This is a genomic window from Enterococcus sp. DIV0876 (assembly GCF_050529585.1).
Lineage (GTDB): Bacteria > Bacillota > Bacilli > Lactobacillales > Enterococcaceae > Enterococcus_D.
The window spans coordinates 2,209,264-2,225,189 of the sequence record NZ_CP172882.1 but is presented as its reverse complement, the minus strand read 5'-3'; the positions used below and the strand labels follow the sequence as shown (position 1 = coordinate 2,225,189).

Here is a 15,926-nt window from a genome sequence, read left to right as displayed (position 1 = left end):
GGCGCAAAACAAGTTTACTTGTTTTGCGCCTTTTGAAAGTGATTCGGTTATGCCATCACATCAAGATCAAAAACTTCAATATTGTCTAAACCACCATAGCACTCATACCAAGGTGTGGCGTATTGCTTCAAGATAGCGTTCAATTCCTCCACATTTTCTTTGCCTTGGGTATCTAACCACTGAACTAAAGCGTCAGCACCTTGTTTGCCATAGATGTCGACACTGTCTCGCCAAGTCGCCCGACCCCCTAAAATACCTGAGAATTTAGCACCATGTTGTCCAGCAAAAATCAATTCATCACGAAAGACATTTGCTGGTACACCTGCACTCAAGTAGATGAACGGCCGTGTGGCTGCTTCACTGGCTTCTTTAAAATAGTTCGCCGCTTCTTCTTGCGTATAAACAGCCGCTAAACCATCTTTTTGAAATCCTTCCACTAAATTGAATTGCACCGGTACTTCAACTTTCAAAATATCGATATGGTATTGATCTTTGGTCAATTCTTGAATCGTACGGATAACCTTGCTAGGCTTGATTTTGGCAAATGCTGGAGATAATGCATCGGTGATTTCATCATCGTAAACGATAGGTTCGACGAATAATGGAATATCGGCTGCTTGTGCTTCAGTACCTAAACGTTCGAGGAAAGCATGTTTGATATCCAAAATTTCTTGTGACTCATCAGGATTATAATAGACCAATACTTTCGCTGCATCTGCACCTTTTTTGACAAGACGCTGTAAAGATTCATTCGGTAAAATTTCTGGTAGTCTGCCAGGTGTGTGAACATCATAGCCTGTTTTTTCATAGGACAAAATCAAACCTGCTTGCGGATTTTTGGCTTCGATCCCTAAGAATCCGTATTCCTCATCCAATAGGATCCCACTGACGTACTTCGTCAATTCTTGAGAAACCAATTTTTTAAATTCGTAAATATGATCCATTGTAAAGTTATCAGGGCCGGTAGCAGCCTTCATCATTTTTTTCATTGAACCTCTTTGATCAATCGCTAATGCAGCAATTACGCCATCATCGTTCGCTAATTTTTGCATTTTTTCAAATTTCCCTCTGGATATTCGTTTCATGACAGATTCACTCCCTTATTTAGATAGTTTTAGTGTACGCCTTCTGACCAAAAACACCAACTAATAAGCAAAAAGAGCCAGTTCAATGAACTGACTCATAAAAGGAGCTGCGATCAAAAAAAGCAATCTAGTAAGAAAAATAACTGGCTGTTTCAGCTGCATGCTTGCCGGAAACATGCCCCGTACAAAAGGCCGCTGTAATATTGAAGCCGCCAGTATAGCCATTGATATCGATCAATTCGCCAGCAAAATAAAGACCATTGATTTTTTTGCTTTCCATTGTTTTCGGATTGATTTCTTTCAAATGGATACCGCCACCGGTAACAAATGATTTTTCGATAGGGAAAGTTCGAACAATATTGATTTCAAAGCCTTTCATCAAAGTTGCTAGTGCGGTCAAATCTTCAAAGGAAGTTTTTTCAGCAATCAGGTCGTTCATGCCGAGTCGTTCTATCAAAAAGGTCATGAATCGTTCGGGCAGGAATCCGCTTAATGCATTGTTCAACTGCTTCTTCGATTGAGCAGCTTGTTGAAGGTCGGTTGCCAATGCTTCAATAGAGTGCTGCGGATAGCAGTCGATCACCACGGAGACGGGTCCGTCTTTCAACGCAAGATTCACGAAGGAAGAACAGCGTAGTGCTGCCGGTCCAGATACACCGAAATGGGTAAACAGCAGATCCATAGTGTGGGTAACGATTGGTTTTCTTTTAGCATTCAGGACGGTCAAATCAATGTCTTGCAATGAGATGCCTTGCAATGTTTTTTCTTGGATAAAAGCATCCTCTGAAATCAATGGCGACTCCGTGGGATATAAGGGGGTGATCGTATGGCCAACTTTTTTGGCCATTTTATAGCCGTCTCCCGTCGAACCGGTGGATGGATAGGTTCGACCGCCCGTCGTTAAAATGACGCTGGGGGCTGAAAACTCTTCAAATTCTGTTCTAACACCGTGAATTTGTTGTCCATCGTGAATCAGCTTGGTGACCACTGTATTGGTCATTAGTGTGACATGTTGTTCGTTGATAGCCTCAAGTAAAGCGTCTACGATTGTTTTTGATTTATTGGTGACTGGAAACATTCGGCCATGATCCTCTTCTTTTAAGGCAACACCTAAATCATTGAAGAAGGCCATGACATCGAAGTTATTGAATTGTGAAAAGGTACTATAAAGAAATTTGCCATTTCCTGGAATGTGCGCGACTAAATCATCCACGGGGCGATTATTGGTGACATTACAACGACCGCCGCCAGTCAGTAACAGTTTTTTGCCAATTTTTTTGTTTTTTTCTATCAACAATACGCGTGCACCTTGCTGCGCCGCCGTGATGGCAGCCATCATCCCGCTGGTACCAGCGCCAACAACGATGACATCGTAGTTTTTATTCATCTTTTTCACCTCTTTGGCATTGTAACATATCCGGTGCAGCAGCTGTAGAAGAAGTATTTCGAAAAGAATTGAAAAAAAATTCTGACAATTATAAAGAAAAAGCGTGCAATTTCTGAAAATTTCTATAAAATAGAGAATATCTTAAAGGAGGTAATGCACTATGACAAAAGCTTCAGCATATGTTCAAGAAATTCAAACGAAAATCCACGAGAAAGATCAGCATCAAACGGAATTTCTACAAGCAGTCGACGAATTCTTACCGACCATTGTTCCTTTTTTAGAGGAGCATCCAGAATATATCGAATCCAATATACTAGGCTTATTGACTGAACCAGAACGCTTCATCCAATTCCGCGTTCCTTGGCAAGATGATCAGGGCAACTGGCAAGTCAACCGCGGTTATCGTATTCAATTCAATTCTGCCATGGGACCTTACAAAGGCGGTTTACGCTTCCATCCAAGTGTCAACTTGAGTATTTTGAAGTTTTTGGCATTTGAGCAAATCTTCAAAAATAGTTTGACTGGCTTACCCATCGGTGGTGGCAAAGGCGGCAGTGATTTTGATCCCAAAGGAAAATCTGATGCGGAAGTCATGCGTTTTTGCCAAAGTTTTATGACCGAATTATCAAAACATATCGGACCTGATTTAGATGTACCAGCAGGTGATATCGGTGTTGGCGGTCGGGAAATCGGGTATTTATTCGGTGCGTACAAACGATTAAAACAATATGACGCAGGTGTTTTGACGGGCAAACCACTTGATTTTTGGGGTAGTAAAAATCGGACGGAAGCAACGGGCTATGGTGCAGTTTACTTTGTAAAACATCTTTTGAAAGACCTTGGTGAAGATTTTACTGGTAAAAAAGCGATTGTTTCTGGTAGTGGAAATGTAGCAATCTATGCGATTGAGAAATTACAAGAATTAGGCGCGATCCCTGTGACTTGCTCAGATTCTTCAGGATTTATTTATGACAAAGATGGGATAGATTTGGCATTATTGAAAGACATAAAAGAAGTCAAACGGGAACGCTTAACTGCCTATGCCAAAGCACGTCCTTCTGCGGAATACCACGACGGAGCATCTGTTTGGGATTTTGAAACGGAAGCTGAATTGGCCTTTCCTTGTGCCACTCAAAATGAGATCGATTTAGCGCAAGCCAAAAGAGCAAAAGCCAATGGCATCAGAGTCGTGTCGGAAGGTGCGAATATGCCAAGCGTTTTAGAAGCTGCGGAATATTTCATTGATGCGGGGATCTACTATTGTCCAGGTAAAGCTGCCAATGCCGGTGGTGTGGCAGTGTCTGCGTTGGAAATGAGCCAGAATTCTCAACGGTTGCAATGGGAAAAGGCTGAAGTAGACGAAAAACTAGATGAAATCATGAAACACATTTACGAATCTTGCCGTGATACTGCAGAAAAATTTGAGCAAAAAAATAATTTCATGTTGGGTGCCAATATAGCAGGCTTTGAAAAAGTTGCTAAAGCAATGTTTGCCCAAGGACTTGTCTAAAAATACCTAACAGGTGATATATTAGGAATTACTTGAAAAAAATTGAAAAAAAACGTAAAGTAGGTAATGTATGAAAAACTATTTTTTCAAGGAGGACAAATCATGTCACACATCAAATTTGACTATTCAAAAGTAGCACCTTTCGTGAATGAATACGAATTGGGTTACATGCAAAGTCAAGTCACAGCAGCAGACAAACAATTACGAGAAGGAACAGGCGCTGGCAGCGACTTTTTAGGTTGGATCGATCTCCCTAAAAATTACGATAAAGACGAATTCGCGCGTATCAAGAAAGCCGCAGAAAAGATCCAATCTGACTCTGAAGTGCTAGTTGTTATTGGGATCGGGGGTTCTTATTTAGGTGCCAAAGCGGCAATCGATTTCTTGAATCATTCATTCTATAACTTAGTCGGTAAAGAAGAACGCAAAGCACCACAAATCTTTTTTGCAGGAAATTCAATCTCTTCTACGTACTTAGCAGATCTGATCGATATCATCGGCGAACGTGATTTTTCAGTCAATGTGATCTCTAAATCAGGTACAACCACTGAACCTGCAATTGCATTCCGCGTCTTCAAAGAACGTTTGATCGAAAAATATGGCAAAGAAGAAGCCAATAAACGCATTTATGCAACAACAGACAAAGCCAAAGGTGCTGTTAAAGTTGAAGCAGATGCAGAAAACTGGGAAACTTTTGTGATTCCAGATGACATCGGCGGACGTTTCTCTGTATTGACAGCTGTTGGTTTATTACCGATTGCTGCAACAGGCGCAGATATCGATGCCTTGATGAAAGGTGCTGCTGATGCGAGTGATGCATATGCGACAGATGACCTTGAAAAAAATGAAGCATACCAATATGCAGCTATGCGGAATATTCTTTACCGTAAAGGGAAAGTGACTGAATTGTTGATCAACTATGAACCAGGTATGCAATACTTCTCTGAATGGTGGAAACAATTATTCGGTGAATCTGAAGGAAAAGACCAAAAAGGAATTTACCCTTCAAGTGCCAATTTCTCAACTGATTTGCACTCACTTGGTCAATACATTCAAGAAGGTCGCCGGAATATTTTTGAAACAGTCGTTAAAGTCGAAAAACCACGTAAATCGATCACGATTCCAACGCAAGAAGCTGACCTTGATGGTTTAGGTTACTTGCAAGGGAAAGAAGTTGATTTCGTAAATACAAAAGCATTTGAAGGGACATTGTTGGCCCACACAGATGGTGATGTACCAAACCTTTTGGTGAAAATCCCTACGATGGATGCGTACACTTTAGGTTATACAATGTACTTCTTTGAAATCGCAGTTGCAATTTCTGGCTACTTGAATGGGGTCAATCCATTTGACCAACCAGGTGTAGAAGCCTATAAGAAAAACATGTTTGCCTTACTTGGCAAACCAGGTTTTGAAGATCTAGCCAAAGAATTGAATGAACGCTTGTAAGCGTAAGTAAGGATAAAAGTCCTGTTGCCACACATCTATGTGTAAGGCAACAGGACTTTTGTTTTTTATTAAGCAATGAACTTGGTTGGTAAGAAGGATCAATGATTTTCTTTTAATCCAAAAAGCAACCCTGCGGACAATAGCAAAATAACGAACGTTTGAATCATTGGCATGATCTCACTTCCTTATGGGTTTTTCTTTAGTATAAATCAAGAATAGCCAATAGCCACGAACACCCTTGTGAGAAGTAGCGAACGAATTTGTCATCTAAATGTTAGGTCAAATGCCAATATAAAAAAATACTTTATTTGTTTAAAAAGCGTTTTCATTTTGCCGTTTATTTGTTATTATATGAGTAAGAAAAAAGATCATCGAGGTGAACATATGGAACAGATTGAGATTGGACAGACCTATCGTTGTCAACCCGTGGGTACCAAGAAACAAGTGGTTGGGGTGGTAGAAAAATTATATGTGAATACGGCATTGATCATTGTCACTACTTGTGAAGAAGAAGACAAAAATTTGGTCTTCGAAAGCAACCACCGAATGATCGTAACATTTTCGAATATCCATGCGGCGATTCACGCGGCATAAGAAAGACTGCTGATGATTTCTGTACATCAGCAGTCTTGCTTTTTTAGCCCACTCCGATAACGAAGTTTAGCAGTTTATCTGAATAAGTTAACTCATCTGCATTGATCTGCACTTCTTGGTTCAAAATACCCATTTGGTCCGTAATGATCCCATCTGCCCCATAGAAGCGCATGCGACTGATTGCATCTGCATCATTTGGTGTCCAAACAAAGACATCTTTGTCATCTGCCTTAGCCGAGGCGATGAAATTACGATTGATGGTACTAAATTCCATTGTCAAAAAGTCAGCACTGGTAATTGGCGGCCCAACAATGTTGAAGGGCATGATATAGCCTGTTACCAATTCAGGTACTTGCGACTTCAGTTCTTCTACCACATTATAGGTTAAACTTTGCATGATATGACCATTTGCAAGCAACGCTTCTTGATACTGACCCAAAAAGTTTTCTACGAGCGCAGCCACATCTTTTTTTTGCGTTTTGATCTCAACCAACAGCTTTTGATCAAGTTGATTTGCTAAGGCCAAATAGTCATCAAACGTTGGAATCTTAGCAGTTTCTCCGTTTTCTGATACAGTCAACGACTGGGCATAGGCTAGAGTGGATTGTTCTGGCTTTCCCTTGGCGCCAGTCAAGGGTGGGAATGAAAAGTCATGATAAACAATAAAGGCACCATCACTGGTTTGCTGTACATCCATCTCCACATAATCAGGATGATAGGTTTCACTTGTAAAGCGTAATGCTTCAAGGGAATTTTGGACCCCTTGACCATCACTGACGCCACGGTGAGAAATCGTCAGCGGCTGAGCGCTGGCAGCGGAAGTCAGGTAGTTCATATTGTAAAGACTCACACCCACTCCGAATAGTACGGTAATAAAGGTAAATAAGAACCCTTCAAATCCTAGAAATTTCTTTGATGCCAATGGTTCTTGACGAAAGCTGGCAGGAATGGCCGGCAAAAACCCTTCATCATCCATGAAGTCGACAATAATATAAAAAATAGCCACTGTTGATAAGATAATATTCAGCAACAAAATAAATTGTAAAAAAGTCATGATAAACACAGCGCTGTACAATGAATAGGTAGAAAAAAAGCGTTCAATCAAGGCTTGCAGCGCAATCAAAAGTGTGAATCCTATCGAAGAAAGCAAGAGAATACTGCCGCCAATGAAGACAAACTGACCAACGATCGCAAAGAACCGACGTTTGGTGACCTGTAAGCTTTCTTTGATTGCTTGCCGAAACGGCAAGTCCCGCAATATCATTTCCGGCAAGGCAAAAATGACTCGGATACCCAGATATACTAACAACACATAGACTACGAGTACAGCGCCAATGATTAGCACGCGGTTGGCAAAGATAAAGTCCATAATAAAGGCTGGGATCTTGATTTTTGCCAATAAATCAGAATTGAAACTTAAACCGCCAATAGGCAATATCAATAGAAAATAAAATAGGAAAAACAAGAAAGTCATTGGCCTTAATTTCCTGATTTGGGCCAATGTCATCTGTAATAATTGCTTTAAACTGATGGGTTGCTGTTTCTTTATAAAATAAACACTCAGTAATAGAAAAGTAAATTCAAAGAATACTGCAACTAAAATCAACAGCAAGATTACTGTCAAAGAGAAAAGAACGATTGGATGTTCCGTGAAGATACTTCCAATATTGTCAAAAGACAAGTAAGGAAATCCGCCACGCTTCAAGACAAATTTTGTTGAAGCCGATAGAATAGGAATCACCAAAAATAAAAGTGCGCCGTGCATCAATAACACATCTCGAAAATAAGCATCGCTAGATCTTAGAAAATCCCACGTGTTGATCAAACTGTTTTTTAAATATTTCATGCGTCTCATCCTAACAAATGTCGTTGTAATTAAGTATATAACAATTGCAAATAAAAAAGAACCAACTATAGGGAAAGCCAACGACAAGCCCAAATCAATTTGGGTACTTGCGATAGTTCCTCACAGTTGGTTCAACAAAAGGGTTGAGTGATCGATCAACCACCCAATAAGCCTGTTAAGAATGTACCACCATAAATCAATGCCATGCTATACAAGAAAATGGAAATTGGTTTTGCTATAAGGATGATCAAGGTAAATCTTTTTACCGAAATGTTGGTCAATCCAGCCATTAAGCAAAGGGCGTCATCTGGTGCTACAGGTAGAAAAATCGCTAAAGCAAAAAGTTTTTCAAATCGACTTTGGTTGTCTAACCAGCCGATATATTTATCATATGTTTTGTCGCTGATCATGCTGAGGATGAATGGCTTACCGTAACGACGTCCAAGTAAAAAGATGATAACGGAGCCGATACAAATCCCTACATAGTTATACACAAAACCCATGTATGGGCCAAAAATCAAAACGCCAGCAGCACTGGAAATGCCTCCCGGAATGATTGGAACAACGACTTGTAAAATTTGCAAACAGATAAAGATGATTGGGCCCAATATCACCGAGTTTCCAACCAAACCTCTTAAAGCATTGATATCTTTAAAGACACCTAAATTGATAAAATAAATCGTCAATGCGATGGATAAACCTAAACCAATGATTGAGATCATGTTTATGATTCGACGGGAAGTTGCGATACTCACAGGACTTCATCTCCTTTATGTTTCATTAATTTCACTATAATGGGTGAGAACAAAAAAAGCCAGTAAAACAAATGACATTCATCAAACAGTTTTGTAAGTTCTGTCATGATTATAAAAGAAACCCGGAGTGAATGCATTGTACTAAAGTCTGAAATTATAAAAAATTATTATTTAGATAGATTTCTTATCTAATTTATAAACTTTTACTTCAGCTCGCGTCTGGTCATTCGTTTTGTTTGCCAATGCATCAGCAGCTTCTCAACAACATTCGTCATCATAAAGCCTCCCGCGAGTGCACCTGCTGTGATCACGACAACCATCAAATTTTCAAGACCGACAAAATTATCACCTAATGCAAATTCTCTCACCGCTTGATAAGCTGGCCCACCCGGCACTAAAGGAACCAAACTAGGAATATTGAAGATGATCATCGGCATTTTTTTTCTTCTAGAAAAAAAGATACTGACACAACCAACGGCCAATGCGGCCAAAAAATTTGCGCTGCCAATACCGTAACCTTGCTGTTGTAATCCCCAATAAATCATCCAGCCAATCGTTCCTGCTGCACCTGTCGCCAACAATGCCCGTTTCGGTATATTTGTCAGTATCCCAAAGGCGACAGTACTAAAGAAACTAAAGGTAGCATGGACCAAGATCGTCATGAGATCCCTCCTACTAATGTAAAAATCGTCGCGATACCGACGCCAATCGCAGCAGCCGTGAAGATGGCTTCTGTGCCTCTGGCCATACCGCTGATCAGATGGCCAGCCAAAATATCACGAAAAGAATTGGTGATCGCCACCCCAGGGACTAATGGCATGACAGCACCTATGATCAAATTGTCGACATTGGAGGCGAGTTGAAAATGAACGAAAAGAATCGACAAGCTGCCAATTACCAATGCAGCACAAAACATATCCAAAAAACGAATATCAATACTTTTTTTGACCCAAATGGCAATCAAAAAACCGATACTCCCAATCAAAAATGTCGGGATAAAGTCAAACCAAATACCGCCAAAAATGATCATCAAGGTACTGCTGACGATCCCAGCGCTCAGTACTTGAAGCGGCATTGAGAAGCTAGGTGTTGTTTGGTTGACTGCTTTTAACGCGTGATGCAATTCAGAAAGCGACAATGATTGGGCTGCATATTCTCGTGACAGCCGATTGACTGCAACGATTTTTTCTAAGTTGATCACACGATCATGGACATTTTCAACTTGTGCATAATGACTGCTGCGCAAGCCCATAAAAATACCCGTTGCAGTGACATAACTAATGCTGCCTGCTTCACCGGAGTTCGCAGCAATTCGATTCATCGTGTCTTCTACTCGGTAGACTTCTGAGCCGTTTTCCATCATGATTTTTCCTGCCAACAGGCATGTTTCCAACAATAATTCTTTTGATTCCACCATCGCTAAGCTCCTTTATCACTCGTTTTGCAACAAGTATCATCTATCTTTCTTAGTGTACAATGACTTTCTTGATAGAACAAGAACGAAACATACCTGCAGGCTCATCAGAGCAGAGCACGTGAAGTGAATAAAAGCATTTTTGCTTTTTTTCGTTGGTTTGTCCGATAAAATTTCCTATAGTTATGGATAAGATAACTAATAATGTGTTTCATTTTAATTATTTCTATTTCTCATGTACAATTGAATAAAGAAAAAAAGGGGGATTTTTTGATGCGAAGGAAGGTCTATACAAGAGAACACATTTTGAAGGCCGCGTACGAATTGATCAACAAAGAGGGATTCGGTAATTTTACGGCTCGAAATATCGCAAAACACATGGGGATTTCTACACAACCAATCTATTTAGAGTTCAACAATATGCAGGACTTAAAGAACACATTGGTTGAAGCTGTTTTCAAAGATTTATCAGAGAACGTTTTTCCAGTTGTCCGAACTGGTGATAAACTTGTTGATCTAGGTTTGAACTACATTCATTTCGCGCAAGAAAAGCATAATCTTTATATCGCCCTTTTTATCGATGACTATGGCGGTGGGGAAATGATGCATGAATTTTCATCTGGCTACTTCAAATCATTGATTCAATCAGAACCTAAGTATCAAGATATTTCTGAAGATGCTGTAGAGGCACTGCATAATGGTGCATGGATCGTGGTTACCGGTGTAGCTTCTCTAATGTCAGCTGGCATCATCGCCCCTTCTGATGAACAAATAATCAAGGTGATCAATGAAACGATTCAAGGTGTTTTAGCGAAAACAGATACATATATTTTTAACTAAATGTTCTATCGATGATAGGTAACCGTTATCTGTCCTGCTTTATTGGACCGCTATTGATAACGGTTTTTTGCATTTTAAAATACAAAAGCAGATACGTTCATTTAAAATTACCCTTGACTTTTTTGATGAAAATAGCGAAAATAACTGTTATGGAGAGTTGGCAGAGTGGTAATGCAGCGGACTCGAAATCCGCCGACCCGGTTCATCCCGGCGCGCAGGTTCAAATCCTGTACTCTCCTTATGAAGAAACCAGAAGAACCCTTGATTATATAAGGAATGCTTATATATCAAGGGTTCTTGTGATTTTTAAAATAGAAGAAAGTGGAAGAAAACTAGAGAAAATAGAATCATTTTGCACGAATTTTGCACGAGATTTTGCATTTAAGCAAATAGCTCACCCATTGTCGTACTGACGATTTGAGACTCTTTTTGTTCCATTTCGTCAAGAATATGTTGATAAATACCTAACGTAGTTTCAATTTTTTTATGACCTAAACGTCTAGAAACGTATTTTAAATTAACACCTTGGTAAATAAGTATTGATGCATGTGTATGTCGAAGACCATGGAAATTAATCGGTTGAACAATTCCAATTTTCTTTTGATGTTTCTTTAGTGTTTTGTTTACTGCGGAGTTGGAGATCAATTCCATATCATCATTTAAAAAAACAAGATTTTTATTATTCTTCAGCACTCTGCCAAAATAATATTCTCTTTGGTGCTTCTTCAATTGTCGTAACAGATCTAAAGTAAAATCATCAATTGTAATCAAGCGCATTGATTGGTAATTTTTTGTATTCGAAAAATCATGTGTATAAACATAGTCCCACGTTTTTTCAACACGCACTGTTTTTTCTTTAAAATCCACACAATTCCAAGTCAACCCTAAAATTTCAGCATAACGCATTCCTGTGGCGATTCCTAATAAGATCATATAACGAGATACATAGGTTGGTTTGATTCCAGAAATTAAAGAATTTGTAAGTAACTTGGTTTCATTATAACTTAGGAATTTGTCGCGATCTGATTTGTCTGAGACACCGCCGCGAGAAGAAACTTTGTAAGTTGGATCTTTAACTATAATCCCTTCCTGCAAAGCATCTTGAATAGCTGCTTTCATATAAATATGAATTTTAGACACTGTAGAGCTTCTTCGAGTAGCAGCAAACTCATTTAGTTTTTTCTGATAGATTTTTCTGTTTAAATCTTTTAGCTTGATTCCTTTAAAATTAGCCTCAGCAAATTTAATAGATTTCTCAATATCGATATCGTTAGCCTTAGAATATTTCCCTTTTCTGTAAATTTCATACCATTCTCTAAAATAAACGGGAAACTCTTGATCGCCATCAGATACTTTGAAACCCTCCGATAATTTTTTCTCGATTGCAGTAGCAGCTAAATAAGCTTCTTTTTTAGTAGAAAACTTACCTTGTGTTTTAGTCCGATATTTACCTGTTGTGTCTTTGTATGAGACTCTATATTGCCAACCGTTGTCTTTTTTTTGTATACTAGCCAATTGCCTCAACTCCTTAGTTTTGTTACAATAGGCATAGCAAATAAGCCTAATTGTTTATTGCTTAGCACGCTCTCTGGTAGCCAAACTTGAGGGGCGTGTTTTTTTAGTATTCCATATTACCGTTTATTTCTACAGCAAGAGCATGCATTGATCCAGCAACTCCTACTACATTGTCTACTCCAAAATCTTTGCTTGAATAGCCAAGTCCAGAAAGAGTTCCCCAAACTTTTACCGAATCGCCTTTATTAGCTGAAAAATAATAATATTCAACAGGCATTACATAACCATTTTCATTCTTAACTAACCAAGCGTTGCCATCACTAACGTTTTCTAAGTTTATTTCACCAACTATTTCACCTTCAAAATAGTAGTTCATACCCTTAAATTTAGATTCAGTTTTATCATAAAGCATTGCTCCAGGTTCTGCAGGATTTGCTGATGCGTTATCCATACCTTCTTCTTGGTAGTCAAGCAAGCCTGTTGTAACTAAATTACTTTCGGTTGTTTCATCATTTTTCTGGTTTTGCTCAACAGCAGTACTCTTATCAGCTTCAGCTTCCTCACTATCTTGTTCTTTACGTTTAGCTTCTATATCAGCAGCTAATTTTTCTAAGGTTGTCTTAGATTTCACAATCACTGTTTTCGTGTCAGTCCCATCAGACACTTTGTATGTAGTATCTTCAGTTTCTGGTAGTGAAGCTGTCATACTAAAAGAGCCAGAGGCAGTCGGTTCTATCTCTTTTACTACTTCACTATCCTTCATTACAGTAATTATAGTCCCAGGGTCAGCTTTGCCAGATAAATTGAAGTTATTGTTTTCCAAGTGATGTTGTGGTTGGTAGACACTAAATTCAAATTTTTCTTCATTACTTGATATAACAGTAGATGTAGCGCTACTCTCACTTGTATTAGCGGAAGGTTTTTCAGTTTTGCACCCAACAAAAAATAAAGTGCTAAATAGCAATCCAAAAACTATTCTCTTCATTATTTTCCTCATTTCTTTGATATAATATATTTATAAAGACTCAGAAATGAGCAGATCTTTTGGAAGCTGGCACTTCCAAAAGATTTTTTTATCCATAAATTTTCATTTGTTGAACAGAAATAAACTCATTATCAAACGTGAATTTGAAGTTGCGATGATAATGATATCTGCCATATTTATTAGAATAATGGTGGAGAGTATCTTCAAAAAAGTCTGGGGTAACGTCTAAATGTTCGCTGCATTCATATATATTATTACAACCATTTAATGCGCAATCCAACAAGTCATCTAATGAAATCAACAGTTCAATGCCAAATCGTCTTGCCTTCCATTCCTCCTTCCAAGCACCAGGATCATTATAATCAATAATATTTCCAACTGTTAGTTTGTAGTGACCAAATTCCTCAGCCAAAACAACTTTCTTTTTTCTATTCGATTTTGTTTTATCCAGGTAGATTCGATTGTTTCTATAAAGACCGGTAAAACCAGTATCGTTTTCAAGTGGTAATTCGATAACCGGAACTTCGGTCATAACTTTGTCTAATAAATTTTCAAAATCATTCATCCACAACCCTACTTATCATCAAATTTTTTATCTGCTTCATCAAGATATCTATTTAGATCATCAAATTCTTTTTCAGTTAACTTCCTATTGGGATCGTCAGAGTGAGCTGCGATTGTGAATAAGTCTTTTTTCTGTTCTTTGAGTTCGTTTTGAGCAAAATCATATACTTTTTTTTGACGATCAATATTTAATTGACTGTATATAGAATCTATCGAAGACTTGTTTTCTTTGTAAGTGGTGTCGATATCACTTTTCATAATCCCAAAATAATCGGCAATTTTTTGGATAACCCCATGAGATGGATTAGAGCGCAAATTCATATAGTCACTCATAGTAGATGGAGAAATTCCAATTTCTTTAGCCAACTTTTTTTGGGTTATATTATTTTTTTTAATAAAACTTTTTATGTTTGCTGCAATAATGATATTCCTTTGTTTATCATCCATGTTGTCACCTCTTTATATTTCATATTATACGAAAAAATCGAATCAAAGTAAATATATAAATACGAAAATTACGAATTTGTTTGTTGACAATACGAAAAAATCGTATTATATTTGACTCATCAAAAATAAATCTATGAGGAGGAAGTTGAATGAAGACCTTAAAAGAGCTAAGAGTGATGCATGGTTTGACTCAGGAAGAACTAGCCGAACTTTTTGATGTTACTTCTAGAACTATCCAAAATATGGAAAAAGATTCTTCCAAAATAAAAGATAGCTTGCTGAGGAAATATATTGATGCTTTCAGCGTTAAGTATGATGAAATTTTTTTAGGTAACGAATACGAAAATTTCGTACACGAACAAGATAAGAAGAAATCGATTATTTTGACATTCAAAAGTAAACAAAAAAATTAAGAATGGAGGTGCAATGATGTCTCAGACAATTGAAATCCAAACGCCAATTCAAATTTTAATACCATCACATTTAAAAGTTGTTGAAGTTGAGGAGTACGAGTCATTGAAGAAAAAAGATTTGATGGGGAAAACATGGACCATGGGTGATCTTAAGGAACAGCTGAAAACGACTGATGAAGATTGGATAAAAGAAAAAATTCTTTATCCAAACAGAGAAATTTTGGATGTTCGAAATGGTGGATTTGTTCGATATTCCAAAGGAAAAGGATTTCCTTGGAAATTTAACGCTTTAGAAATGGCAAAATATTTGCAGGAAAATTGGACAAGTATTATGTCGGATTGAGAGGTAGCCAAATGGATTATACATTAGACCAAGAAAAAACTATTCAAGAATGGGGCCAAGAAAAAGTTCGAGCGTTAAACGATGAATTAAACGACAAAAAAGGTTATCTAAGTGAAAAACAAAGAGATCAGGTGGAACGAGAATTGGAAATGTGCCAGGAATTACTTTACACGAATCGATTGAAACGAAAACTTAGCAACGCATGACAAAAATTATAAAAACGAAGAGGAGATAAACAACATGAATAAATTGCAAAAAGAAAGCATCCAAAATAATCGGGAACTTACCGCTATGAGACGTGCCCTTCGCAACACAAAAGATAAGACCACTAGATTTCAAATTGAAAAGGGCATCAAAGAGTTAAAAGCATCCATTAAAAATTACGGACGTGGACCTTTGGTTACAAAACCATTCCCTAAATAAAATCGAGGTGAAAAATATGAGGAGTATTGAAAGAGCTAGAGATATGGAGAGTATTGAAAAAGCTAGAGAACGGATTGAAGAAGCTTCAGCACTAATCGATGCAGAAGTTGCGGAAATTATTGCAGAGTTGGAAGGCGTCAGGATTGTTGATATCAAAAGGTTTTTCAGTTCTGAAAAGTACAAGTTCAATATCACTAAAAACAAGCTCATTGAAATTTTGAGCATAGAATTATCCTCGAAAATCGACGAGCAGAAACTATATCAAAGAAAGGAAAGTTTAAATGAATAAAAAATGGTTAGCAACGCTGCACAACAATCCACTTTACAAGGCTCGTCAGCTACAAGGCATTGCTTAT

The 15,926-nt window shown here is 38.1% G+C and carries 19 protein-coding genes and 1 tRNA gene; 10 read left to right on the top strand and 10 right to left on the bottom strand.

Features of this window, described 5'->3' with window-relative positions; genetic code table 11:
- Positions 1-47: 47 nt before the first annotated feature.
- Positions 48-1,085 (bottom strand): tagatose 1,6-diphosphate aldolase, encoded by a 1,038-nt coding sequence (locus IGI41_RS10520; RefSeq protein WP_430609744.1) that lies wholly within the window; start codon positions 1,083-1,085, stop codon positions 48-50.
- A 127-nt stretch (positions 1,086-1,212) separates the two neighbouring features.
- Positions 1,213-2,472: an NAD(P)/FAD-dependent oxidoreductase gene (locus tag IGI41_RS10515; protein ID WP_430609743.1), complete on the bottom strand. Its 1,260-nt coding sequence runs from the start codon at positions 2,470-2,472 to the stop codon at positions 1,213-1,215.
- A gap of 160 nt (positions 2,473-2,632) precedes the next feature.
- On the opposite strand from IGI41_RS10515, the gene gdhA reads away from it, so the two are divergent.
- The 3 genes from gdhA to IGI41_RS10500 all read left to right on the top strand — a co-directional run bounded on the left by gdhA (position 2,633) and on the right by IGI41_RS10500 (position 6,025).
- The gene (gdhA, locus tag IGI41_RS10510; protein WP_430609742.1) at positions 2,633-3,982 is read left to right on the top strand and encodes an NADP-specific glutamate dehydrogenase; all 1,350 of its coding nucleotides are present in this window, start codon (positions 2,633-2,635) and stop codon (positions 3,980-3,982) included.
- Between the two features lie 102 nt (positions 3,983-4,084).
- A complete protein-coding gene (locus IGI41_RS10505; RefSeq protein WP_430609741.1) occupies positions 4,085-5,431 on the top strand; it encodes a glucose-6-phosphate isomerase in 1,347 nt (448 codons plus the stop codon).
- 351 nt (positions 5,432-5,782) lie between these two features.
- Positions 5,783-6,025 carry a hypothetical protein gene (locus IGI41_RS10500; RefSeq protein ID WP_430609740.1) on the top strand — a complete coding sequence of 81 codons (243 nt, stop codon included), beginning with the start codon at positions 5,783-5,785 and terminating at the stop codon, positions 6,023-6,025.
- A 43-nt stretch (positions 6,026-6,068) separates the two neighbouring features.
- Here the strand turns inward: IGI41_RS10500 and IGI41_RS10495 are convergent, their stop codons facing one another.
- From IGI41_RS10495 to IGI41_RS10480, 4 genes are all read right to left on the bottom strand, one after another.
- A complete protein-coding gene (locus IGI41_RS10495; protein WP_430609739.1) occupies positions 6,069-7,871 on the bottom strand; it encodes a glycerophosphoryl diester phosphodiesterase membrane domain-containing protein in 1,803 nt (600 codons plus the stop codon).
- A gap of 155 nt (positions 7,872-8,026) precedes the next feature.
- Positions 8,027-8,626: a TVP38/TMEM64 family protein gene (locus IGI41_RS10490; protein ID WP_430609738.1), complete on the bottom strand. Its 600-nt coding sequence runs from the start codon at positions 8,624-8,626 to the stop codon at positions 8,027-8,029.
- Between the two features lie 203 nt (positions 8,627-8,829).
- On the bottom strand, positions 8,830-9,288 hold the full coding sequence (locus IGI41_RS10485) for a threonine/serine exporter family protein (RefSeq protein ID WP_430609737.1): 459 nt from the start codon (positions 9,286-9,288) through the stop codon (positions 8,830-8,832).
- Positions 9,285-10,043 (bottom strand): threonine/serine exporter family protein, encoded by a 759-nt coding sequence (locus tag IGI41_RS10480; protein ID WP_430609736.1) that lies wholly within the window; start codon positions 10,041-10,043, stop codon positions 9,285-9,287. The genes IGI41_RS10485 and IGI41_RS10480 overlap by 4 nt, the downstream gene beginning before the upstream one ends.
- A 270-nt stretch (positions 10,044-10,313) precedes the next feature.
- Here IGI41_RS10480 and IGI41_RS10475 point away from each other — a divergent pair, with 270 nt between their 5' ends.
- Positions 10,314-10,880, top strand: coding sequence for a TetR/AcrR family transcriptional regulator (locus IGI41_RS10475; RefSeq protein WP_430609735.1), 567 nt, complete (start codon positions 10,314-10,316; stop codon positions 10,878-10,880).
- A 151-nt stretch (positions 10,881-11,031) separates the two neighbouring features.
- Positions 11,032-11,119 (top strand) — tRNA-Ser (locus IGI41_RS10470).
- A 142-nt stretch (positions 11,120-11,261) separates the two neighbouring features.
- Here the strand turns inward: IGI41_RS10470 and IGI41_RS10465 are convergent.
- The 4 genes from IGI41_RS10465 to IGI41_RS10450 all read right to left on the bottom strand — a co-directional run bounded on the left by IGI41_RS10465 (position 11,262) and on the right by IGI41_RS10450 (position 14,391).
- Positions 11,262-12,395, bottom strand: coding sequence for a tyrosine-type recombinase/integrase (locus IGI41_RS10465; protein WP_430609734.1), 1,134 nt, complete (start codon positions 12,393-12,395; stop codon positions 11,262-11,264).
- 103 nt (positions 12,396-12,498) lie between these two features.
- A complete protein-coding gene (locus IGI41_RS10460) occupies positions 12,499-13,380 on the bottom strand; it encodes a hypothetical protein (protein ID WP_430609733.1) in 882 nt (293 codons plus the stop codon).
- An 88-nt stretch (positions 13,381-13,468) separates the two neighbouring features.
- On the bottom strand, positions 13,469-13,945 hold the full coding sequence (locus tag IGI41_RS10455) for an ImmA/IrrE family metallo-endopeptidase (protein ID WP_430609732.1): 477 nt from the start codon (positions 13,943-13,945) through the stop codon (positions 13,469-13,471).
- A gap of 8 nt (positions 13,946-13,953) precedes the next feature.
- Positions 13,954-14,391 carry a helix-turn-helix domain-containing protein gene (locus tag IGI41_RS10450; RefSeq protein WP_430609731.1) on the bottom strand — a complete coding sequence of 146 codons (438 nt, stop codon included), beginning with the start codon at positions 14,389-14,391 and terminating at the stop codon, positions 13,954-13,956.
- A 149-nt stretch (positions 14,392-14,540) separates the two neighbouring features.
- On the opposite strand from IGI41_RS10450, the gene IGI41_RS10445 reads away from it, so the two are divergent.
- The 5 genes from IGI41_RS10445 to IGI41_RS10425 are packed head-to-tail and all read left to right on the top strand — an operon-like array spanning position 14,541 to position 15,859.
- Positions 14,541-14,804: a helix-turn-helix transcriptional regulator gene (locus IGI41_RS10445; protein ID WP_430609730.1), complete on the top strand. Its 264-nt coding sequence runs from the start codon at positions 14,541-14,543 to the stop codon at positions 14,802-14,804.
- A gap of 16 nt (positions 14,805-14,820) precedes the next feature.
- Positions 14,821-15,147 carry a DUF771 domain-containing protein gene (locus IGI41_RS10440; protein ID WP_430609729.1) on the top strand — a complete coding sequence of 109 codons (327 nt, stop codon included), beginning with the start codon at positions 14,821-14,823 and terminating at the stop codon, positions 15,145-15,147.
- A gap of 11 nt (positions 15,148-15,158) precedes the next feature.
- Positions 15,159-15,353, top strand: coding sequence for a hypothetical protein (locus IGI41_RS10435; protein WP_430609728.1), 195 nt, complete (start codon positions 15,159-15,161; stop codon positions 15,351-15,353).
- A 34-nt stretch (positions 15,354-15,387) separates the two neighbouring features.
- On the top strand, positions 15,388-15,570 hold the full coding sequence (locus IGI41_RS10430) for a hypothetical protein (RefSeq protein WP_430609727.1): 183 nt from the start codon (positions 15,388-15,390) through the stop codon (positions 15,568-15,570).
- Between the two features lie 43 nt (positions 15,571-15,613).
- Positions 15,614-15,859 carry a hypothetical protein gene (locus IGI41_RS10425; RefSeq protein ID WP_430609726.1) on the top strand — a complete coding sequence of 82 codons (246 nt, stop codon included), beginning with the start codon at positions 15,614-15,616 and terminating at the stop codon, positions 15,857-15,859.
- The last annotated feature ends 67 nt before the right edge of the window (positions 15,860-15,926 follow it).

Coding starts and splice junctions, on each gene's coding strand:
- IGI41_RS10520 (WP_430609744.1), bottom strand. CDS start 1,085: ATGAAACGAATATCCAGAGGGAAATTTGAAAAAATGCAAAAATTAGCG.
- IGI41_RS10515 (WP_430609743.1), bottom strand. CDS start 2,472: ATGAATAAAAACTACGATGTCATCGTTGTTGGCGCTGGTACCAGCGGG.
- gdhA (WP_430609742.1), top strand. CDS start 2,633: ATGACAAAAGCTTCAGCATATGTTCAAGAAATTCAAACGAAAATCCAC.
- IGI41_RS10505 (WP_430609741.1), top strand. CDS start 4,085: ATGTCACACATCAAATTTGACTATTCAAAAGTAGCACCTTTCGTGAAT.
- IGI41_RS10500 (WP_430609740.1), top strand. CDS start 5,783: ATGAGTAAGAAAAAAGATCATCGAGGTGAACATATGGAACAGATTGAG.
- IGI41_RS10495 (WP_430609739.1), bottom strand. CDS start 7,871: ATGAAATATTTAAAAAACAGTTTGATCAACACGTGGGATTTTCTAAGA.
- IGI41_RS10485 (WP_430609737.1), bottom strand. CDS start 9,288: ATGACGATCTTGGTCCATGCTACCTTTAGTTTCTTTAGTACTGTCGCC.
- IGI41_RS10480 (WP_430609736.1), bottom strand. CDS start 10,043: ATGGTGGAATCAAAAGAATTATTGTTGGAAACATGCCTGTTGGCAGGA.
- IGI41_RS10475 (WP_430609735.1), top strand. CDS start 10,314: ATGCGAAGGAAGGTCTATACAAGAGAACACATTTTGAAGGCCGCGTAC.
- IGI41_RS10460 (WP_430609733.1), bottom strand. CDS start 13,380: ATGAAGAGAATAGTTTTTGGATTGCTATTTAGCACTTTATTTTTTGTT.
- IGI41_RS10455 (WP_430609732.1), bottom strand. CDS start 13,945: ATGAATGATTTTGAAAATTTATTAGACAAAGTTATGACCGAAGTTCCG.
- IGI41_RS10450 (WP_430609731.1), bottom strand. CDS start 14,391: ATGGATGATAAACAAAGGAATATCATTATTGCAGCAAACATAAAAAGT.
- IGI41_RS10445 (WP_430609730.1), top strand. CDS start 14,541: ATGAAGACCTTAAAAGAGCTAAGAGTGATGCATGGTTTGACTCAGGAA.
- IGI41_RS10440 (WP_430609729.1), top strand. CDS start 14,821: ATGTCTCAGACAATTGAAATCCAAACGCCAATTCAAATTTTAATACCA.
- IGI41_RS10435 (WP_430609728.1), top strand. CDS start 15,159: ATGGATTATACATTAGACCAAGAAAAAACTATTCAAGAATGGGGCCAA.
- IGI41_RS10430 (WP_430609727.1), top strand. CDS start 15,388: ATGAATAAATTGCAAAAAGAAAGCATCCAAAATAATCGGGAACTTACC.
- IGI41_RS10425 (WP_430609726.1), top strand. CDS start 15,614: ATGGAGAGTATTGAAAAAGCTAGAGAACGGATTGAAGAAGCTTCAGCA.